Source organism: Streptomyces sp. NPDC002911 (assembly GCF_053591835.1).
The window spans coordinates 207,362-224,919 of the sequence record NZ_JBSFUO010000011.1; the positions used below are offsets into that span (position 1 = coordinate 207,362).

At 69.7% G+C, this 17,558-nt stretch carries 18 protein-coding genes; 10 read left to right on the plus strand and 8 right to left on the minus strand.

Going from position 1 to position 17,558, the window contains the following annotated elements:
* Positions 1-43: 43 nt before the first annotated feature.
* Positions 44-1,753: a threonine/serine ThrE exporter family protein gene (locus ACWD04_RS19365; protein ID WP_451133409.1), complete on the minus strand. Its 1,710-nt coding sequence runs from the start codon at positions 1,751-1,753 to the stop codon at positions 44-46.
* 197 nt (positions 1,754-1,950) lie between these two features.
* The gene (locus ACWD04_RS19370; RefSeq protein ID WP_037691000.1) at positions 1,951-2,445 is read right to left on the minus strand and encodes an inorganic diphosphatase; all 495 of its coding nucleotides are present in this window, start codon (positions 2,443-2,445) and stop codon (positions 1,951-1,953) included.
* A gap of 86 nt (positions 2,446-2,531) precedes the next feature.
* On the opposite strand from ACWD04_RS19370, the gene dacB reads away from it, so the two are divergent.
* The 7 genes from dacB (at position 2,532) to ACWD04_RS19405 (ending at position 10,641) form a co-directional block, all read left to right on the plus strand.
* Complete coding sequence (gene dacB, locus ACWD04_RS19375; RefSeq protein ID WP_451133526.1) at positions 2,532-4,016, plus strand: D-alanyl-D-alanine carboxypeptidase/D-alanyl-D-alanine endopeptidase; 1,485 nt, start codon at positions 2,532-2,534, stop codon at positions 4,014-4,016.
* A 48-nt stretch (positions 4,017-4,064) separates the two neighbouring features.
* The gene (locus tag ACWD04_RS19380; RefSeq protein ID WP_451133411.1) at positions 4,065-5,210 is read left to right on the plus strand and encodes a zinc-dependent metalloprotease; all 1,146 of its coding nucleotides are present in this window, start codon (positions 4,065-4,067) and stop codon (positions 5,208-5,210) included.
* 190 nt (positions 5,211-5,400) lie between these two features.
* Positions 5,401-6,474: a tRNA lysidine(34) synthetase TilS gene (tilS, locus tag ACWD04_RS19385; RefSeq protein ID WP_451133413.1), complete on the plus strand. Its 1,074-nt coding sequence runs from the start codon at positions 5,401-5,403 to the stop codon at positions 6,472-6,474.
* Between the two features lie 100 nt (positions 6,475-6,574).
* Positions 6,575-7,114 carry a hypoxanthine phosphoribosyltransferase gene (hpt, locus tag ACWD04_RS19390; protein WP_451133528.1) on the plus strand — a complete coding sequence of 180 codons (540 nt, stop codon included), beginning with the start codon at positions 6,575-6,577 and terminating at the stop codon, positions 7,112-7,114.
* Positions 7,115-7,324: 210 nt separating this feature from the next.
* A complete protein-coding gene (gene ftsH, locus ACWD04_RS19395) occupies positions 7,325-9,376 on the plus strand; it encodes an ATP-dependent zinc metalloprotease FtsH (protein ID WP_451133415.1) in 2,052 nt (683 codons plus the stop codon).
* Positions 9,377-9,557: 181 nt separating this feature from the next.
* The gene (gene folE / locus ACWD04_RS19400; protein WP_451133417.1) at positions 9,558-10,163 is read left to right on the plus strand and encodes a GTP cyclohydrolase I FolE; all 606 of its coding nucleotides are present in this window, start codon (positions 9,558-9,560) and stop codon (positions 10,161-10,163) included.
* 130 nt (positions 10,164-10,293) lie between these two features.
* On the plus strand, positions 10,294-10,641 hold the full coding sequence (locus ACWD04_RS19405) for a VOC family protein (protein WP_451133419.1): 348 nt from the start codon (positions 10,294-10,296) through the stop codon (positions 10,639-10,641).
* Positions 10,642-10,676: 35 nt separating this feature from the next.
* Here the strand turns inward: ACWD04_RS19405 and ACWD04_RS19410 are convergent, their stop codons facing one another.
* The 6 genes from ACWD04_RS19410 to ACWD04_RS19435 form a co-directional block, all read right to left on the minus strand.
* Complete coding sequence (locus tag ACWD04_RS19410; RefSeq protein ID WP_451133421.1) at positions 10,677-11,162, minus strand: DUF3180 domain-containing protein; 486 nt, start codon at positions 11,160-11,162, stop codon at positions 10,677-10,679.
* 70 nt (positions 11,163-11,232) lie between these two features.
* The gene (gene folK, locus ACWD04_RS19415) at positions 11,233-11,844 is read right to left on the minus strand and encodes a 2-amino-4-hydroxy-6-hydroxymethyldihydropteridine diphosphokinase (protein ID WP_451133423.1); all 612 of its coding nucleotides are present in this window, start codon (positions 11,842-11,844) and stop codon (positions 11,233-11,235) included.
* A complete protein-coding gene (folB, locus tag ACWD04_RS19420; RefSeq protein WP_451133425.1) occupies positions 11,841-12,200 on the minus strand; it encodes a dihydroneopterin aldolase in 360 nt (119 codons plus the stop codon). Before folB ends, folK begins: the two co-directional genes overlap by 4 nt.
* A 193-nt stretch (positions 12,201-12,393) precedes the next feature.
* On the minus strand, positions 12,394-12,876 hold the full coding sequence (locus tag ACWD04_RS19425) for a nuclear transport factor 2 family protein (RefSeq protein WP_451133427.1): 483 nt from the start codon (positions 12,874-12,876) through the stop codon (positions 12,394-12,396).
* Entirely contained in the window at positions 12,873-13,733 is an 861-nt protein-coding gene (folP, locus tag ACWD04_RS19430) for a dihydropteroate synthase (protein WP_451133429.1), read from the minus strand. The genes ACWD04_RS19425 and folP overlap by 4 nt, the downstream gene beginning before the upstream one ends.
* 74 nt (positions 13,734-13,807) lie before the next feature.
* Entirely contained in the window at positions 13,808-14,986 is a 1,179-nt protein-coding gene (locus tag ACWD04_RS19435) for an ABC transporter ATP-binding protein (protein WP_451133431.1), read from the minus strand.
* 141 nt (positions 14,987-15,127) lie between these two features.
* Here ACWD04_RS19435 and ACWD04_RS19440 point away from each other — a divergent pair, with 141 nt between their 5' ends.
* The 3 genes from ACWD04_RS19440 to ACWD04_RS19450 are packed head-to-tail and all read left to right on the plus strand — an operon-like array spanning position 15,128 to position 17,547.
* Positions 15,128-15,835, plus strand: coding sequence for an ABC transporter permease (locus ACWD04_RS19440; protein ID WP_451133433.1), 708 nt, complete (start codon positions 15,128-15,130; stop codon positions 15,833-15,835).
* A 3-nt stretch (positions 15,836-15,838) separates the two neighbouring features.
* Entirely contained in the window at positions 15,839-16,513 is a 675-nt protein-coding gene (locus tag ACWD04_RS19445; protein WP_451133435.1) for an ABC transporter permease, read from the plus strand.
* Positions 16,514-16,566: 53 nt separating this feature from the next.
* Positions 16,567-17,547, plus strand: a complete 981-nt coding sequence (locus ACWD04_RS19450) for an ABC transporter substrate-binding protein (protein ID WP_451133437.1) — start codon at positions 16,567-16,569, stop codon at positions 17,545-17,547.
* Positions 17,548-17,558 lie beyond the last annotated feature (11 nt).

Consider the following 17,558-nt stretch of genomic DNA (forward strand, 5'->3'; position numbering starts at 1 on the left):
ACTTCGCCGAGGGGCCGGGGCGCCGTTCCTGTGCCGGAGGCCGTCAGAAGCCGCGGGTCCGTTTGGCCGCGCGGCGGGACGCGCCCTCGACCGCTCCCGGTACCCGCATGAACAGCCTTGAGATCTCGCTTCCCAGGTTGACCCCGATGGCGATCGCCAGGGCCGTGGCGACCGCCGTGGAGAGCGAGGTGAGCCCGGTGTCCACCTCGTTCTGCGCGACGCCCAGCAGACCGAAGTACGTCGCCGAACCAGGCAGCAGAGGGCCGATCGCGGCCGTGATGTAGGGCAGCGACGAGCTGTAGTGGTAGCGCGAGAACAGCTGGCCGAACAGCCCCACCAGCCCGGCCGCGACCGCCGTCGCAGCCACTGGCGAGATACCGCCCTCGCGGGCCATCGCCCCGTAGATGACCCAGGCCACGCCCCCGTTGAGGGTCACCGCGAGCACGGTGGAGCGCTCCTGCTGGAGCAGGATCGCGAAGGCCAGGGTGAGGGTCATCGAGGCCAGGATCTGGAGCACCGGCCGGTCGTTGGGCACGAAGCGCTCCTCCGGGTTGAGCGCGGCGCCGAGCTGGACGCCCAGATAGAGCATCAGCAGCACGCCGGCCACGATGCCGATGAAGAAGTACATGACCTCCAGGAGCCGGGCCCCCGCGGTGATGTAGTAACCGGTCAGACCGTCCTGCACCCCGGCGACGAGGGCCCGCCCGGGCAGCAGCGCGAACAGCCCACCGGTGATCACCGCGGAGGGCCGAACGTCCGTCGAGTGGGTCAGGGTCAGCGCGATGCCCATGGCCGCCGGAGGCATGGCCGCGACCGTGAACTGGTAGAATTCGGGCAGCCCGCGCCCGGCGCAGAGCCAGGCCAGCCGGTCGCCGAGCATCGCGCCCGCCGCCGCCACTATGAAGACGAGCACGCCACCGCCGACCAGCACCGAAGCTGAGCCGGCGAGCAGACCGGCGGCGGCCGTCAGCACCCAGCCGGGGTACGGGTGCCGGTTACGGCGGATCTCGGCCAGGCGCCGGTAGGCCTCCTCCAGCGAGACCTCGACATGTTCCGCCGTGGTGATGTCGTCGATCAGCCGGAAGACGGCCGCCAGCCGGGTGTAGTCGGTGCCCCGGCGGCGTACGGTGCGGCTCGCCGTCACGGGGTCGTCGACCAGCGACGGCTGGTACGAGATGGACAGCAGGGTGAAGGTGACCGTCGGCTCGCTGCGGTCGAGCCCGTACGAACGCGTCACCGCGAACATGGCGGCTTCGACGTCCTCCGCACCCTCGCCGCCCGCGAGGAGCAGCTCCCCGATACGCAGCGTCAGGTCGAGCACGCGCGGTACGGCGGGGCCCGAGTCGTCCGTCCGCTGCACGCTCTCCGGCGCCGGGCGCTCCGTCACCGGCATGCGCAGCATCGTGCGCATCCGGTCCTGCCAGGGGGCCTCCTTCGTCAGCCGGACCATCGGGATGCCGTGCGCGGGAGTGAACGCGGGCGGTTGCTGCTGGGAGTTGTACCCGCTCGGCGGGACGAAGGCTGAGGCGAGGACGTCGGCTCCCGGGCCGGAAACGGAAACGGAACCGGGACCGGAGCCCGAAGGTGCCGACGGCTCGGTGTGCAGACCGGCCGGAAGGGCGAATTCCGACGTCGGATGGTCGTCCTCGGACGGAGCCGCCGACTGCTCCACACCGGTCGGCGGGACGAAGGCGCTGTGTGCCTCGTCGGACTGGGGCTTCTGGTCCTCGGGACCGCCCTGTTCCGCCACCACTCGACCTCGTTCCTCCTCGACCGCTCGTTACGGGAGCGCTTCTGCCCAGTATGGGCACGGACATGAGCCGCCACACGCAGCGGGCGGCGCACCGTGAAGGTGCGCCGCCCGTTGTCCGTGCGGTCAGCAGGGTCGGTCGGCCCATGCGCCGCGATCCGCGCCGTTCCCGCCCGTAAGCGGAAGCCGGAGGGGTTACGTCAGTGCTTGCCGCCCTGTGCCTCGAGGCGCTTGTAGGAGGCCTCGATCTCGGCCTCGGCCTCGGCACGGCCGACCCAGTCGGCGCCCTCGACGGACTTGCCGGGCTCCAGGTCCTTGTAGACCTCGAAGAAGTGCTGGATCTCCAGGCGGTCGAACTCCGACACGTGGTGGATGTCGCGCAGGTGCTCCACCCGGGGGTCGGACGCCGGGACGCACAGCAGCTTGTCGTCGCCGCCGGCTTCGTCCGTCATCCGGAACATGCCGATCGCGCGGCACTTGATGAGGCAGCCGGGGAAGGTCGGCTCGTCCAGGATGACCAGCGCGTCCAGCGGATCGCCGTCCTCGCCGAGGGTGTTCTCTACGAAGCCGTAGTCGGCCGGGTAGCTGGTCGAGGTGAAGAGTCGACGGTCCAGGCGGATCCGACCGGTCTCGTGGTCCACCTCGTACTTGTTCCGCGAACCCTTCGGGATCTCGATGGTGACGTCGAACTCCACGGGTGGCTCCTCCATGATCAACACTTACGACTGGTGGTTAAGTGTCCCTCACGCAGATGAGTGCTCGCGAAAGGGGCTGGTCAACGGTGGCCGAGCCGGTGGAGAGACCGACGGACGACCCGTTGAACAGGTGGGGCAAGTGGAAAGCCCCGAAGTACCTGGAGCGCGGGAACGGACGGGACGACCTCCGGCTCGTCGCAGGCTCCGCGATGCTCGGCCTGGTGGTCGCCGCCGGTGCCGTCCTGGCCGCCGGTCCCTGGGACTCCGGTCAGCGTAAGGCCGAGCGGGACCAGGTAGCCGTCCACCAGCGCGCAGGTGGCGCACATCACGAAGGGACCGCGCCCGACGGCCCGGAGCCCGCCTCCAGCGCACCCGCCGTCCTGGGCACCCTCGGCGGCACGGCCGGCCTCAGGGCCCCGGCGGGCGCGAGCAGCCTGGAGACCGCCCTCGATCCCCTGCTGGACGCGCCCGCACTCGGTGCCGTACGCACCGCCGTGGTCGTCGACACGGCCACCGGCAAGCAGCTGTACGCACGGGGCGCGGCGGACCCCATGACTCCCGCGTCCACGGTGAAGATCGCCACGGCCGCTGCCGCGCTCTCCGCGCTCGGCCCCACCCACCGCATTGCGACGACGGTCACCCTGTCTCCGGACTTCCGGACGCTCACCCTTGTCGGCGGCGGCGACCCCACCCTGGACAAGGCGGCCCTGCGCGCCCTGGCGGCCGACACTGCGCGCTCCCTGCGCGACGCCGGCACCGGGGCTCTGCGGCTGGCGTACGACACCTCGCGCTACTCGGGTCCGGCGCTCCACCCCATCGGCCCCAACGAGAACATCGCGCCCGTCAGCGCGCTCATGGTCGACGAGGGCCGCCTCGACAAGAGCGACCGGGGGCCGGCCCCCCGAACCGGGGATCCCGCGGGTGACGCCGCGCGCGCCTTCGCGGACCTTCTCGACGACGCCGGTGTCGAGGCCCGGGCCGTTCCCATGCCCGGGCGGACCCCGGCCGGGTCCCGTACGGTGGCGACACACCTGTCGAAGCCGCTCTCCGCCTTGGTCGAACGGGCCCTGACCAACAGCGACAACGACATCGCCGAGGCCCTGGCCCGGCAGACCGCGCTGAAGGCCGGGCAGCCGGCCTCCTTCGCCGGGAGCCGTCGGGCCGTGACCGCCCAGCTGAAGGCGCTCGGCCTGCCACTGACCGGCGCCCACCTGGCCGACGGCAGCGGTCTCGACCGCGCGGACAAGGTGACGGCAGGGCTCCTGGCCCAGTTGCTCGCGCTCGCCGCCGGACCGGACCACCCTGAACTCCGTCCGGTACTCACCGGTCTCCCCGTCGCCGGATTCAGCGGCACGCTCGGCGACCGTTACACGGCGACGTCCCCGGCGACCGGCCTGATCAGGGCCAAGACGGGCACCCTCACCGGGGTGAACAGCCTGGCCGGAACCGCGGTCGACGCACAGGGCCGCCTGCTCGCCTTCGCCTTCCTGGCTTCGGGCACCACATCCCCGGGCGAGGCGGAAGCCTCGCTCGACACCCTGGCCACCGCCCTCGTCGACGGCACCCGGTGAGCGGCTGACACCCCACCACGGAGCGCCCACCTCACGTACGGTTGACGCATGACGAGCATCGGTGGAGCCGAGATGGTCGACTGGAATCTCGCGGTCGCGACTGCGACCCGGTTCGTGAGGCCGGGTCCCGAGATCAGCCGCGAGGAGGCCCGCGCCGTCGTCGCGGAGCTCCGTCGGCATGCCAAGGCCTCGGAGGAGCACGTCCGTTCGTTCACCCGGATGATCCCGGAAGGGCACGAACCCGAGGACACCCCGGTCCTCGTCGTCGACCGGGCGGGCTGGATCAGGGCCAATGTCGCGGGCTTCCGCGAGCTGCTGCGTCCACTGCTCGGGAAGATGCAGGACCGCCGGGGCAGCGGTCCGGGCAATGCCGTGCTCGGCGCGGTCGGCGGCAAGGTGACCGGCGTCGAACTGGGCATGCTGCTGTCCTTCCTGGCTTCCCGGGTCCTCGGGCAGTACGAGACCTTCGCCCCGGCCACCCGGGAGCTTCCCGCGTCCTCCAAGGGGGGTGGCAGGCTCCTCCTGGTCGCGCCCAACATCGTCCATGTCGAACGCGAACTGGAGGTCGACCCCCACGACTTCAGGCTCTGGGTGTCCCTCCACGAGGAGACGCACCGTACCCAGTTCACCGGTGTGCCCTGGCTCCGCGACCATCTGCAGGGCGAGATCCAGTCCTTCCTCGACGAGACCGACGTCGACCCGATGACCGTGCTCGAACGCCTCCGTGAGGCCGCGCAGGCCTTCTCCGGAGGCAGCCGCCCCGAAGGCGAACAGGGTGAGGAGGGTGACGACCGCGGGCGCAGCCTCGTCGAGATCGTCCAGACGCCCTCCCAGCGCGAGATCCTGGGCCGCCTCACCGCCGTGATGTCCCTGCTCGAGGGGCACGCGGACTTCGTGATGGACGGGGTGGGCCCCGACGTGGTGGCCTCCGTCGCCGAGATCCGGGAGAAGTTCCAGCAGCGCAGGGCGCGCGGCGCGAGCCGGCTGGACCTGGCGCTGCGCAAGCTACTGGGGCTCGACGCGAAGCTGCGGCAGTACCGCGACGGCGAGAAGTTCGTCCGGGCCGTGGTGGACGAGGTCGGCATCGACGGTTTCAACCGGGTGTGGACCTCGCCCAACACCCTTCCCAGCAAGGCCGAGATCGCCTCACCGGCGGACTGGGTGGCACGGGTGCACCGTAAGGCGGATTCGTGATCTTGGCCGTCCCGACGGCAGGAGATTGCCTCTCCAATCACCCATCCGAGGGACCATAAGGGCATGGGAAGGCGTGCGATGCTCGATGAACAGCTTGTCTCTGTCACCATCGACGCACTCTGAGTGACGGGGCTCCGTCCCGTGCACACCGAGGCACCCCCCCCAGAACTCCACCCGAAGGGCACCGGACATGGGTCCCCATCCTGCGGTCGCGGCGATACGCCTGGCGGTCCGCCGCGTACTCCACGACGTCGTCGCCGAATACAACCGTCACACCGAACGGGCCGGACGCGCCGCGTTCGCCGAGGCAGGGGCGGGCGCGCGGCGCGCCGCGCTTCCCGAAGGGCCCGGCACCCCGCTGGTGCTCGTCGCGTGCTCCGGGGGCGCCGACTCCATGGCTCTCGCCTCCGCCCTCGCCTTCGAGTCACGCAAGCTCCCTGTCCGCGCCGGTGGAATCACCGTCGACCACAATCTTCAGCCCGGCTCCGGACTCCGCGCCGACGAGGTCGTCTCCCGCCTCGCCGGGATGGAGCTCGACCCGGTCGAGGCCGTCGCCGTACAGGTCGGCCGTGACGGCGGGCCCGAGGCCGCAGCCCGCGATGCCCGCTACGCAGCCCTGGACGCCGCGGCGGAGCGCCATGGAGCCGTCGCCGTGCTGCTCGGCCACACCCGCGACGACCAGGCCGAGACCGTCCTGCTCGGCCTCGCCCGGGGTTCGGGCATCCGCTCGCTCTCCGGGATGGCCGCCGCCTCCGGCCCGGCCGGCCGCTACCGACGCCCGTTCCTCCAGCTCGACCGGCAGACCGCCCGCAAGGCCTGCCTCGTGCAGTCGATCCCCGTCTGGGACGACCCCCACAACATCGACCCCTCCTACACCCGCTCCCGGCTGCGCCACGAGGGTCTGCCCGCCCTGGAGAAGGCGCTGGGCAAGGGCGTCGTCGAAGCTCTCGCCCGGACCGCGCAGCTCTCCCGCGACGATGCCGACGCCCTCGACACCTGGGCCGCCGAGGCCGCCCGGTCGGTCCGCGACGACGCCGGACGGCTGGAGTGCGCCAAGCTTTCCGTCCTGCCGCCGGCGGTACGCCGCCGGGTGCTGCGCCGGGCCGTGATCGACGCCGGGTCCCCCGCGGGTTCGCTCTTCGCCCGCCATGTCGAGGAAGTCGACCGGCTCATCACCGGCTGGCGCGGCCAGGGCGCCATCAACCTGCCCGGCCGCGTCGAGGTGCGACGGCAGGGTGGCAGACTGGTGATTCGGCAGAGCTGAAGCGCAAGCGGCTGAAGTGCAGGCGAAACGCCGGTCCGGCCCGGGGAACACTTCCGGGTCCGGCAGGGCAGAGAAAGAGACGCGGGTGAACGAGAAGGACATGGGCACCGACCTTCAGTCGGTGCTCCTCACCAAGGAAGAGATCGACGCGAAGCTCGTCGAGCTGGCAGCGAAGATCGACGCGGAGCACGCGGGCAAGGACCTGCTCATCGTCGGCGTGCTCAAGGGCGCGGTGATGGTCATGGCTGACCTGGCCCGCGCGCTGTCCACCCCCGTCACCATGGACTGGATGGCCGTCTCGTCGTACGGCGCGGGAACCCAGTCCTCGGGCGTCGTCCGGATCCTCAAGGACCTCGACACCGACATCAAGGGCAAGCACGTCCTGATCGTCGAGGACATCATCGACTCCGGTCTCACGCTGTCCTGGCTGCTGACCAACCTCGGTTCGCGCGAGCCCGCGAGTCTGGAGGTCTGCACGCTGCTCCGCAAGCCGGACGCCGCGAAGGTTGCGATCGACGTGAAGTGGGTCGGCTTCGACATCCCCAACGAGTTCGTCGTGGGCTACGGACTGGACTACGCGGAGAAGTACCGCAACCTCCCCTTCGTCGGTACGCTCGCCCCCCACGTCTACGGCGGCTGAGGCGGCCGCCCCGGCGGCACCCGGCCGAACCGGGCCGGACTCCCGGGAACCCTCGTGGCGTTCGGGCCGTTGGAGCCTTCGAAGAGGGGTTTGTCGGACCTCCCGGGCGGTCACGGGTGACAATGCTGGGGTACCGTCCGAAGAACAGTCTTTTCTCACAGCAGCATTTACCTACGGGCAGGAGGGACGGGGCGTCTTCGCTCCGTATGGATGGACGTGAAGCGATACTTCCGTGGGCCGGTCATGTGGATCGTGCTGGCCGTCCTCGCCGTGGTCGTGCTGATGCAGGTCGTCGGCTCGTCCGGCGGCTACAAGACGGTGGACACCGGCAAGGTGATCCAGGCGATCAGCAAGAACCAGGTGGAACAGGCCAAGCTGACCACCGGTGACGAACAGATCCTGAAGATCGAGCTGAAGGACAAGCAGAAGCTCGAAGGCGAGTCCGGCAGCAAGTTCCAGGCGAGCTACATCGGCAACCAGGGTGTCGAGCTTGCCGACACCCTGCAGAAGAAGTTCGAGAGCGGTGACATCGAGAAGGGTTACACCGTCTCGCCGTCGAAGCAGTCCCCGTTCGTCTCGATCCTTCTCTCTCTGCTGCCCTTCGTCCTGATCGTGGTCGTGTTCCTGTTTCTGATGAATCAGATGCAGGGCGGCGGCTCCAAGGTCATGCAGTTCGGCAAGTCCAAGGCCAAGCTGATCACCAAGGACACGCCGAAGACGACGTTCGCCGATGTGGCGGGGTCGGACGAGGCCGTCGAGGAACTGTACGAGATCAAGGAATTCCTCCAGGAGCCGGCGAAGTTCCAGGCCGTCGGCGCCAAGATCCCCAAGGGCGTCCTGCTGTACGGGCCGCCCGGTACGGGTAAGACGCTGCTCGCTCGCGCCGTCGCCGGCGAAGCGGGCGTCCCGTTCTACTCGATCTCCGGTTCCGACTTCGTCGAGATGTTCGTCGGTGTCGGTGCCTCCCGTGTCCGTGACCTCTTCGAGCAGGCCAAGGCGAACGCTCCGGCGATCGTCTTCGTCGACGAGATCGACGCCGTCGGACGGCACCGCGGTGCCGGCATGGGCGGCGGTCACGACGAGCGCGAACAGACGCTCAACCAGCTGCTCGTGGAGATGGACGGCTTCGACGTGAAGGGCGGCGTCATCCTGATCGCCGCCACGAACCGGCCGGACATCCTTGACCCGGCGCTGCTGCGCCCGGGACGCTTCGACCGGCAGATCGCCGTCGACCGGCCGGACATGCAGGGCCGCCTCGAGATCCTCAAGGTGCACCAGAAGGGCAAGCCGGTCGCGGAGGACGTCGACCTCAACGCGGTCGCCCGTCGTACGCCCGGCTTCACCGGTGCCGACCTGTCGAACGTGCTGAACGAAGCGGCGCTCCTCACGGCGCGCAGCAACAAGAAGCTGATCGACAACTACATGCTCGACGAGGCCATCGACCGCGTCGTGGCGGGCCCGCAGAAGCGGACCCGGATCATGTCCGAGAAGGAAAAGAAGATCACCGCGTACCACGAGGGCGGACATGCCCTGGTCGCGGCGGCCTCACCCCAGTCGGACCCGGTCCACAAGATCACGATCCTCTCCCGCGGCCGTGCCCTCGGTTACACGATGGTGCTCCCGGAAGAGGACAAGTACTCCACGACGCGCAACGAGATGCTCGACCAGCTGGCGTACATGCTCGGCGGGCGCGCGGCCGAGGAGCTGGTCTTCCACGACCCGACGACCGGTGCTGCGAACGACATCGAGAAGGCCACCGCCACGGCCCGCGCGATGGTCACGCAGTACGGCATGACGGAGCGCCTCGGTGCGATCAAGTTCGGTGGAGACAACACCGAGCCGTTCGTGGGCCGGGAGATGGGCCACCAGCGCGACTACTCGGAAGAGGTCGCGGCGCTCGTCGACGAAGAGGTCAAGAAACTCATCGAGACCGCGCACAACGACGCGTGGGAAATCCTCGTAGAGAACCGCGACATCCTCGACGCCCTCGTCCTGGAGCTCCTCGAGAAGGAGACGCTCGGCAAGGAACAGATCGCCGAGATCTTCGCCCCGATCGTGAAGCGTCCGGCTCGCCCGGCATGGACCGGTTCCGCCCGGCGTACCCCGTCGACGCGTCCGCCCGTGCTCTCTCCCAAGGAGCTGGCCCTGACCAACGGCTCTGCCAATGGTTCGGCCACCCCGGAGATCGCCCCGACGGACATCACGTCGAAGAACACCGGCACCTCCACGGCGGCCCTCCCGGAGGACCGCCCCGAGAGCTAGCCCCTGCCCGACCCGGTGTGTCCCCTGTCACGGGGCCTCCACCAGGCCCGGAATGGATGCCGCGTCCCCCAGGTTCTAGCCTGTGGGGGCGCGGCTTTTTCGTATGCATGCGCAAGGCCGCCTTTTCTGTGAGGTCCGGGCAGGCCTGCGCTTGCGACTTGCACAGAGGAACGAGGCACAGATGACCGACCCGGTGACGCTGGACGGGCAGGGTTCGATCGGCGTATTCGACGAGAAGCGGGCCGAAGCCGCCGTACGGGAGCTCCTCATCGCGGTCGGGGAGGACCCGGACCGTGAAGGTCTGCTCGAGACCCCGGGCCGTGTGGCACGTGCGTACAAGGAGATATTCGCGGGACTCCATCAGGAGCCCGAGGACGTCCTGACGACGACGTTCGACCTCGGCCACGACGAGATGGTGCTGGTCAAGGACATCGAGGTGTTCAGCACCTGTGAGCACCACCTGGTGCCCTTCCACGGTGTCGCGCACGTCGGCTACATCCCTGCGACGAGCGGCAAGATCACGGGGCTGTCGAAGCTGGCCCGGCTGGTCGACGTCTATGCCAGGCGGCCGCAGGTCCAGGAGCGGCTCACCACGCAGATCGCGGACTCCCTGATGGCGATCCTGGAGCCGCGCGGGGCGATCGTCGTGGTCGAGTGCGAGCACATGTGCATGTCAATGCGGGGCATCCGCAAGCCCGGGGCCAAGACGATCACGTCCGCGGTCCGGGGGCAGCTGCGCGACCCGGCCACCCGAGCGGAGGCGATGAGCCTCATCATGGCGCGCTGAGAAGGACGGGGACGGGCCGAGAAGGCCTGGAACGGGCGGAACGGCGCGGCAGCGATGAGTTGGCGCGGCCAGGGGAGTCGACCGTAGGGGAGTGCCCGAACGGTCGGATCCACCAGGAGAGGAGTTCCCCATGCCGTTCACCCATGTGCTCGCCGTAGCGCCGGTGATGGCCATCGATCCGGCGGTGGAGTGGTACGAGCGGCTTCTCGGCCGCCCGGCCGACGCGCGTCCCATGGACGGGCTGGCCGACTGGCACATCTCCCCGTACGCCTGGCTTCAGGTCTTCGAGTCGCCTGAGCAGGTCGGCGGAACGCTGGTGAATCTGGTGGTCGATGATCTGGACGAGGCGCTCTCGGACCTCGCGGACCGGGGGATCGAGGCGGGTGAGACCCAGCCCGGTTCTCGTGGGGTGCGGTTCGCCGCCGTCCACGACCCCGACGGCAACCGGGTCACCCTGATCGAGAACCCGGTGTCCTAGCAGGACCGGCGGGTCCGAGGCTCTACACGAGGGCCTCAGGCGGCCTGGGCCGTGTTCCTCTTGTCGTCCCCGTCGTCCGGGAGCTTGCAGACACGCTCCAGGAAGACGGCGGCGGCGACGACCGCGATGCCGGCCAGGACGGCGAAGCCTGCGTAGATGGCCTGATCGCGTCGGGGCGGGACGTCGAGGGAGCCGAGCAGGAAGACGCCCGTGCCGCCGTACATCCCCGCGATCAGAGCGACGACGAGCGCACTCGCCTGGCCGAAGACCACGGCGCGCGCCGCCATCATCGGCTCCACGCCTTTCGCCCCCGGACGCCGCTCCCGCTGGGCGCGCAGCCGTGCCCGGATCGACAGGGCTGTGGCCAGCAGGACGACGGCGATCACAGCCAGTACGACGGGGGCGGCGAGCGGCACGCTCGGCAGGGTCCCCAGAGAGTCCCAGAGGCGGGATCCGCCCCAGGACAGCACGCCGGCTCCGGCGAAGAGGCCGGCCAGTAGCCCGAGCCGTAGTTGCTTCACCGAGGTGCCGCCCTTCGTCGCCGTTGCCCTGTGTCGTTCGCCCGCAGGCGGTCGTCCTTGAGCCTAACGACTACTCGGGCAGACGAAGTTCCAGGTCGGGCCGGGGGAGCACTCCGGCGCGGCCGACGTCGGCCAGCAGACCGGCCACCGGGCCGACGCCGGGCAGTTGGGCGTCCGGTTCCACGTCGTGCCAGGGGGCGAGGACGAAGGCGCGCTCGCGGGCGCGCGGGTGCGGGAGGGTCAGCAGGGGGTCGTCGGAGACCACGTCGGCGTACGACACGATGTCGACGTCGATGGTGCGCGGTCCCCAGCGCTCGTCGCGGACCCGGTCGAAGGCCTCCTCGATGGCCTGGCCGCGCTCCAGCAGGGATGAGGGGGGCAGGGTCGTCTTCACGACGATCACCGCGTTGAAATACGACGGCTGGGAGCCGGGGTCGACGCCCCAGGGCTCCGTCTCGTAGACCGGGGAGACCGCTTTGACCCGAAGGCCGGGGGTGTCTTCCAGGGCGTCGATGGCGCCCTGGAGCGTCTCCAGCCGGTTGCCGAGGTTGGAGCCGAGGGAGATCACGGCCCGTTTGGGGTTGGAGAGGGTGACGTCTGCCGCGTCGACCTGCTCGACCACGGCGGCGGGAACCGGCTGTACGGTCGGGTCGCTCTGCCCCTCGGTGGAAAATGCAGTCATGCTCGGCTCCGGATGATGGTGATGGTCACGTCGTCGAAGGGGACGCTGATCGGGGCATCCGGCTTGTGGACGACGACCTCGACCTCCTCGACCCCTTCGTGCTTGAGGCACTTCTGTGCGATGCGTTCCGCGAGGGTCTCGATCAGATCGACCGGCTCACCCCTTACGACATCGACGACCTCTTCCGCGACCACGCCGTAGTGAACGGTCTTCGACAGGTCGTCCGTGGCTGCCGCGGGGCGGGTGTCGAGGCCGAGCACCAGGTCCACGATGAAGGTCTGGCCCTCTTCCCGTTCCTTGGGGAAGACACCGTGGTGCCCACGGGCCTTGAGGCCGCGCAGCGCGACACGATCCACGCGAATCACTCCTGCTGTTCGTCGTCTCTGGAGGCACCCGGCCGCGTGCGGGCGGTGGAGTGCCATCTTTCGAATCTACCCGCGAGCACCGACAGCGACCGCCCGCGGGGGCACGGACCGGCCCGTCAGGGGGTTGGTAGCCGCGTATACCCCGTGATCAGGGGGCCCAATCCCTCCGGGCCGCTCCGCCCGCTCAGACGGTCGGCTCCTCGTCCTCTTCCTCACCGGTTTCGGCCAGTACGGGGGAGCCGTGGTGGGACCAGAGCTTCCAGCCGTCCGGTGTGCGCCGGAACACGTTGGTGGCGACGACGAGCTGCCCGACGAGCGGCCCCAGTGCGGCGCCCTCCTCCGCGGGGCCGCCGCTGAGGATGTTCTCGGTGCAGCTCACCAGGGCGGTGTCGCCGGTCATGGACACCCCGACATCGGTCAGGAAGAACTGGATGTACTCGGTGTTCGCCATGATCAGCGCGTAGCTCCGCAGCACCTCGCCACGGCCCGTGAGCACAGGCCAGCCCGGGTGGACGCAGGAGACGGTGAGGTCCTCCCCGGGCAGCCACAGGCCCGAGAGCGCCTCGAAATCGCCGCGTTCCATCGCCTCGTAGAAGGCGGTGTTGGCCTGCTCGACCGCCGCGATGTCGGCGGCGGCCTCCTCGTGCTCGTCGCGCGGGGCGCTCATGCGGCCCCCTCGACGGCGCGGGCGACCCGCACAGCGTCCGCCGTGGGCCGTACCGCGTGCACCCGGACCGCCCAGGCGCCCGCGTCGGCCGAGAGGGCGGAGATCGCGGCCGTCGCGGCGTCCCGCTCGCGGGCGGGCGGCGGGGTGGCGTCCTCGCCTGCCAGGACACGGCCGAGGAACCGCTTGCGGGAGGCGGCGACGAGCAGGGGCCTGCCCAGGTCCCGCAGCCGGTCGAGGTGCGCGATCAGCGCGAGGTCCTGGGCGGCGTCCTTGGCGAAACCGAGCCCAGGGTCGATCACCAGCTTCTCCGGGTCGACACCGCCCTCGATCACCGCCTCCATGCGCTCGCGCAGCTCCGCGACGACTTCGCCGACGACGTCCGCGTACACCGCGCGGCTGTTCATCGACTCGCTGAAACCGCGCCAGTGCATGACGACGAACGGCACTCCGGCGGCTGCGACGACCGGGATCATGCCCGGGTCCGCGAGGCCGCCGCTCACGTCGTTGACCAAGGCCGCACCGGCGGCGACGGACTGCTCGGCGACACGGGCCCGCATGGTGTCCACGGAGAGGGTGACGCCTTCGGAGGCCAGTCCCCGCACCACGGGGAGCACCCGCCGCAGTTCCTCGGCCTCGTCCACCCTGCTCGCGCCCGGGCGGGTCGACTCACCCCCCACATCGACCAGATCCGCACCTTCGGCCACCAGTTCGAGGCCGTGCTTGATCGCCGCAGTGGTGTCGAACCAGCGGCCGCCGTCGGAGAAGGAGTCGGGCGTCACATTGACGACTCCCATGACCGCACAGCGGTCCCACTCCGGCAGACCCCGGACCGTGCCGCGCCCTCGCAACGTACTCATGCGACCAGCCTAGGCCGTGTCGGCGAAGGGGGCGGTCGGGCCGTACACACCCCTGAGCGTGGCGAAGGCCCCGCTCAGAGGGAGCCGGCGCCCGCCACGGTCTCCACGGCGACCTCGGCGCGTGGCAGGTCCTGTGCGTCCGCGTCGATCGAGCGGCGCAGGGCCTCGTGGAGTCGGGCCGGGGTGAGGACGCCCAGGAAACGGCCGGTGCCCTCCTTGTCGATGACCGCGATCCAGCCCGCGTCGTGCTGCAGCATCGTCGCGAAGGCCTGCTTGAGCGGCGCGCCGAGCGGCAGCCACGCCTCCATGCGGCGCGCGTGCTCACGGACCGTGCCCTCGACCGTCGCCGCCCCGCCGCCCGCCGGGATCCAGCCGTGCAGATTGTCCCGCCCGTCGAGGACGACCGCCCAGCGTGCCCCGTCGGCCCGCAGCCGCTCGGTCGCCGCCGCCAGCGGATCGTCGAGATGGACGACCGGCGGCTGGTCCAGGTCGCTCTCCTCGATGGGGGTCACCGAGAGCCGCTTCAGACCCCGGTCCGCCCCGACGAAGTCGGCGACGTACGGCGTCGCCGGGGCCCCGAGGACCGTGGCCGGGGTGTCGAACTGCTCGATGCTGCCTTGCCCGTACACGGCGATCCGGTCGCCGAGCCGGACGGCTTCCTCGATGTCATGGGTGACGAACAGCACGGTCTTACGGACCTGTGCCTGCAGTTTCAGGAATTCGTTCTGCAGCCTTTCCCGTACGACCGGATCGACGGCGCCGAAAGGTTCGTCCATCAGCAGGACCGGCGGATCGGCGGCCAGGGCCCGTGCCACGCCGACCCGTTGACGCTGACCGCCGGAAAGCTGCTCGGGATAGCGGCCGCCATGAACGGAAGGATCCAGTCCGACGAGATCGAGCAGTTCGGCTGCGCGCTTCCTGCCCTTTTCCCGCCCCCAGCCGAGGAGATGGGGAACGGTTGCCGTGTTCTCCAGGACCGTTTTGTGCGGGAAGAGACCCACCTGCTGGATCACATAACCGATCCGGCGGCGGAGCCGGACCGGGTCGATGGTGGATATGTCGTCCCCGTCGAGGAAAATCCGGCCGTCGGTCGGTTCGGTCAGACGGTTCACCATTTTCATGGTGGTCGTCTTGCCGCAGCCGGAAGGCCCGACAAGCGTGACCAGTTCACCCTCGGCGACCTCGAAGGAAAGGTCGTCGACGGCGGTGGTGCCGTCCGCGTACCGCTTGGTGACGTGCTCGAAACGGATCATGATTCCCCATTGTGACGCGGGTTGTGTGAAGGCCATGTTGCCGGAATACGACAGCCTCGGCGATTGTCAGTGGTCGGGGATAGGGTCACTCGGGACCGGACCCGGGGTGGCATCACGAGGGCAAACAGGAGGTGGGGGCGGATGTCCGAGCAGAACTGCCTGGTGGCGAACGACTGGATCTGCGGAGAGTATCTGCGCTCCCGCAGCCAGGAGTTGACCGAGGCGACCGTCCAGCACATCTGGATCACGGCGGTGTCCGTGCTGATAGGTCTCGCGGTGGCGTTTCCGCTCGCGCTGCTCGCGCGCCGGGGCCGGCATTTCGCGGGCCCGGTGCTGGGCCTGACCACCGTGCTCTACACCGTGCCGTCGCTGGCGATGTTCTCGCTGCTGCTGCCGCTCTTCGGGCTGTCCGCGGCGCTCGTGGTCACCGGCCTGGTGCTCTATTCGCTGACCGTCCTCGTACGCAACATCCTGGCGGGTCTGGAAGCGGTTCCGCAGGAGGCCAGGGACGCCGCGAAGGGCATGGGCTACGGACCCGCCCGGCTCCTCTGGGAGGTCGAACTCCCCCTCGCGCTGCCCGCGCTGATGGCCGGACTGCGGATCGCGACGGTGTCGACCGTCGCCCTGACCACGGTCGGCTCGCTCGTCGGCAAGGGCGGCCTCGGCAATCTCATCGAGGACGCGCTGCCCAGCTTCTTCAAGGCCCAGGTGCTCACCGCCTCCGTGCTCTGCGTACTGCTCGCGGTGGCCGCGGATCTGCTGCTGCTCGGGGTGCAGCGTCTGCTCACGCCTTGGGCCCGGATACGGAAGCCAGCGGAGGCGGGCATCGCGAAGACGGAAGCGGTCTGATCCATGGGAGTCATCGGGGAAGCGTGGGCCTGGCTCACCACCGGCGCCAACTGGTCGGGGGACGGCGGGGCGGCACACCGGCTGGCCGAGCACCTGTACGTCAGCGGGATCGCCCTCGCGGCGGCCTGCGTCATAGCCCTGCCGGTCGCGCTGTACCTCGGGCACGTGGGCAAGGGGGGCGGGCTCGCCGTCAACATCTCCAACGTGGGCCGCGCGGTCCCGGTGTTCGCGGTGCTGGCCCTCTTCATGATGACGCCCCTGCGTGACTCCGGCTATCTGCCGACGGTGGTCGCGCTGGTGCTCTTCGCCGTGCCCCCGCTGCTGACCAATGCGTACGTCGGGATGACCGAGGTGGACCGGGCGGTGCTGGAGGCCGCGCGGGGCATGGGGATGTCCGGCCCGCAGCTCTTCGTACGGGTCGAGCTCCCCCTCGCCTACCCGATGATCATGAGCGGCCTCCGGTCCGCCGCCGTCCAGGTGGTCGCCACCGCTTCGATCGCGGCGATGGTAGGCCTCGGAGGCCTGGGCCGGATCATCACCGCCGGATTCAACACCTACGACACCGCGCAGGTCTTCGCGGGCGCCGTGCTGGTCGCCCTGCTGGCCCTGGTGGTGGAGGGCGTTCTCGTGGCGCTGGACCGGCTGCTGTCGCCCCTGCGACGGCGCCGGACGGTATGAGCGCGCGGACTTCCCGGACTGTGCACACCATTCTTTCGCGGACGGAGAACAACATGAGCAGGACCTCGCGCATAGCGGGTGCGGTCATCGGAGCGGTCACGCTGGCAGGCTCGCTGGCCGCCTGCGGCGGCGACAGCCTGGAGAGCGAGAAGAGCGGTTCCGGCACGGGTGCCGGTGCCGGCTCCGGGAAGGGCTCGCTCGTCGTGGGGGCCGCCGGCTTCACCGAGTCCAAGGTGCTCGCCGAGCTCTACGCCCAGGTCCTGGGCGACGCCGGATATGACACCTCGGTCACCACGGTGAAGAACCGCGAACTGTACGAACCCTCGCTGGAGAAGGGCGAGATCGATGTCGTCCCGGAATACGCGGCGACCCTCGCGGAATTCCTCAACGCCAAGGTCAACGGAGCGAAGGAGGCGGAGTCGAAGCCCGTCGCCTCGGGTGACGTGACGGCCACCGTCGCCGCCTTGGAGAAGCTCGCCACCCCGCTCGGACTGAAGGTCCTCCCGGCGGGCAAGGCGGTCGACCAGAACGCCTTCGCGGTGTCCGAGGAATTCGCCGAGAAGAACAACCTCAAGACGCTTTCCGATCTCGGCAGCTCCAAGATCAAGGTGAAGATCGCGGCAGGCGACGAGTGCGAGGTGCGCCCGTTCTGCGCGCCTGGACTGAAGAAGACGTACGGCATCGATGTCACCGGGATCGACCCCAAGGGCGTCGGCACGCCGCAGTCCAAGCAGGCCGTCAAGGACGGGAAGGACCAGCTGGTCCTCACCACCACCACGGACGCGGTGCTCGACTCCTACGGCCTGGTGTTCCTGGAGGACGACAAGAAGCTGCAGAACGCGGACAACGTCCTTCCGGTTCTCAATGCCAAGGATGCGGGCGCGCCGGAGATCGCCGAGGCGCTCGGTGAGCTCACCGACGTACTCACCACGGAGGATCTCGCGGAACTGAACCGCAAGGTCGACGCGGAGCGTGCCAAGCCCGCCGATGCGGCCGGGGACTATCTCCGGTCGAAGGGGCTGATCAAGAAGTAAAAAGGCCTGCA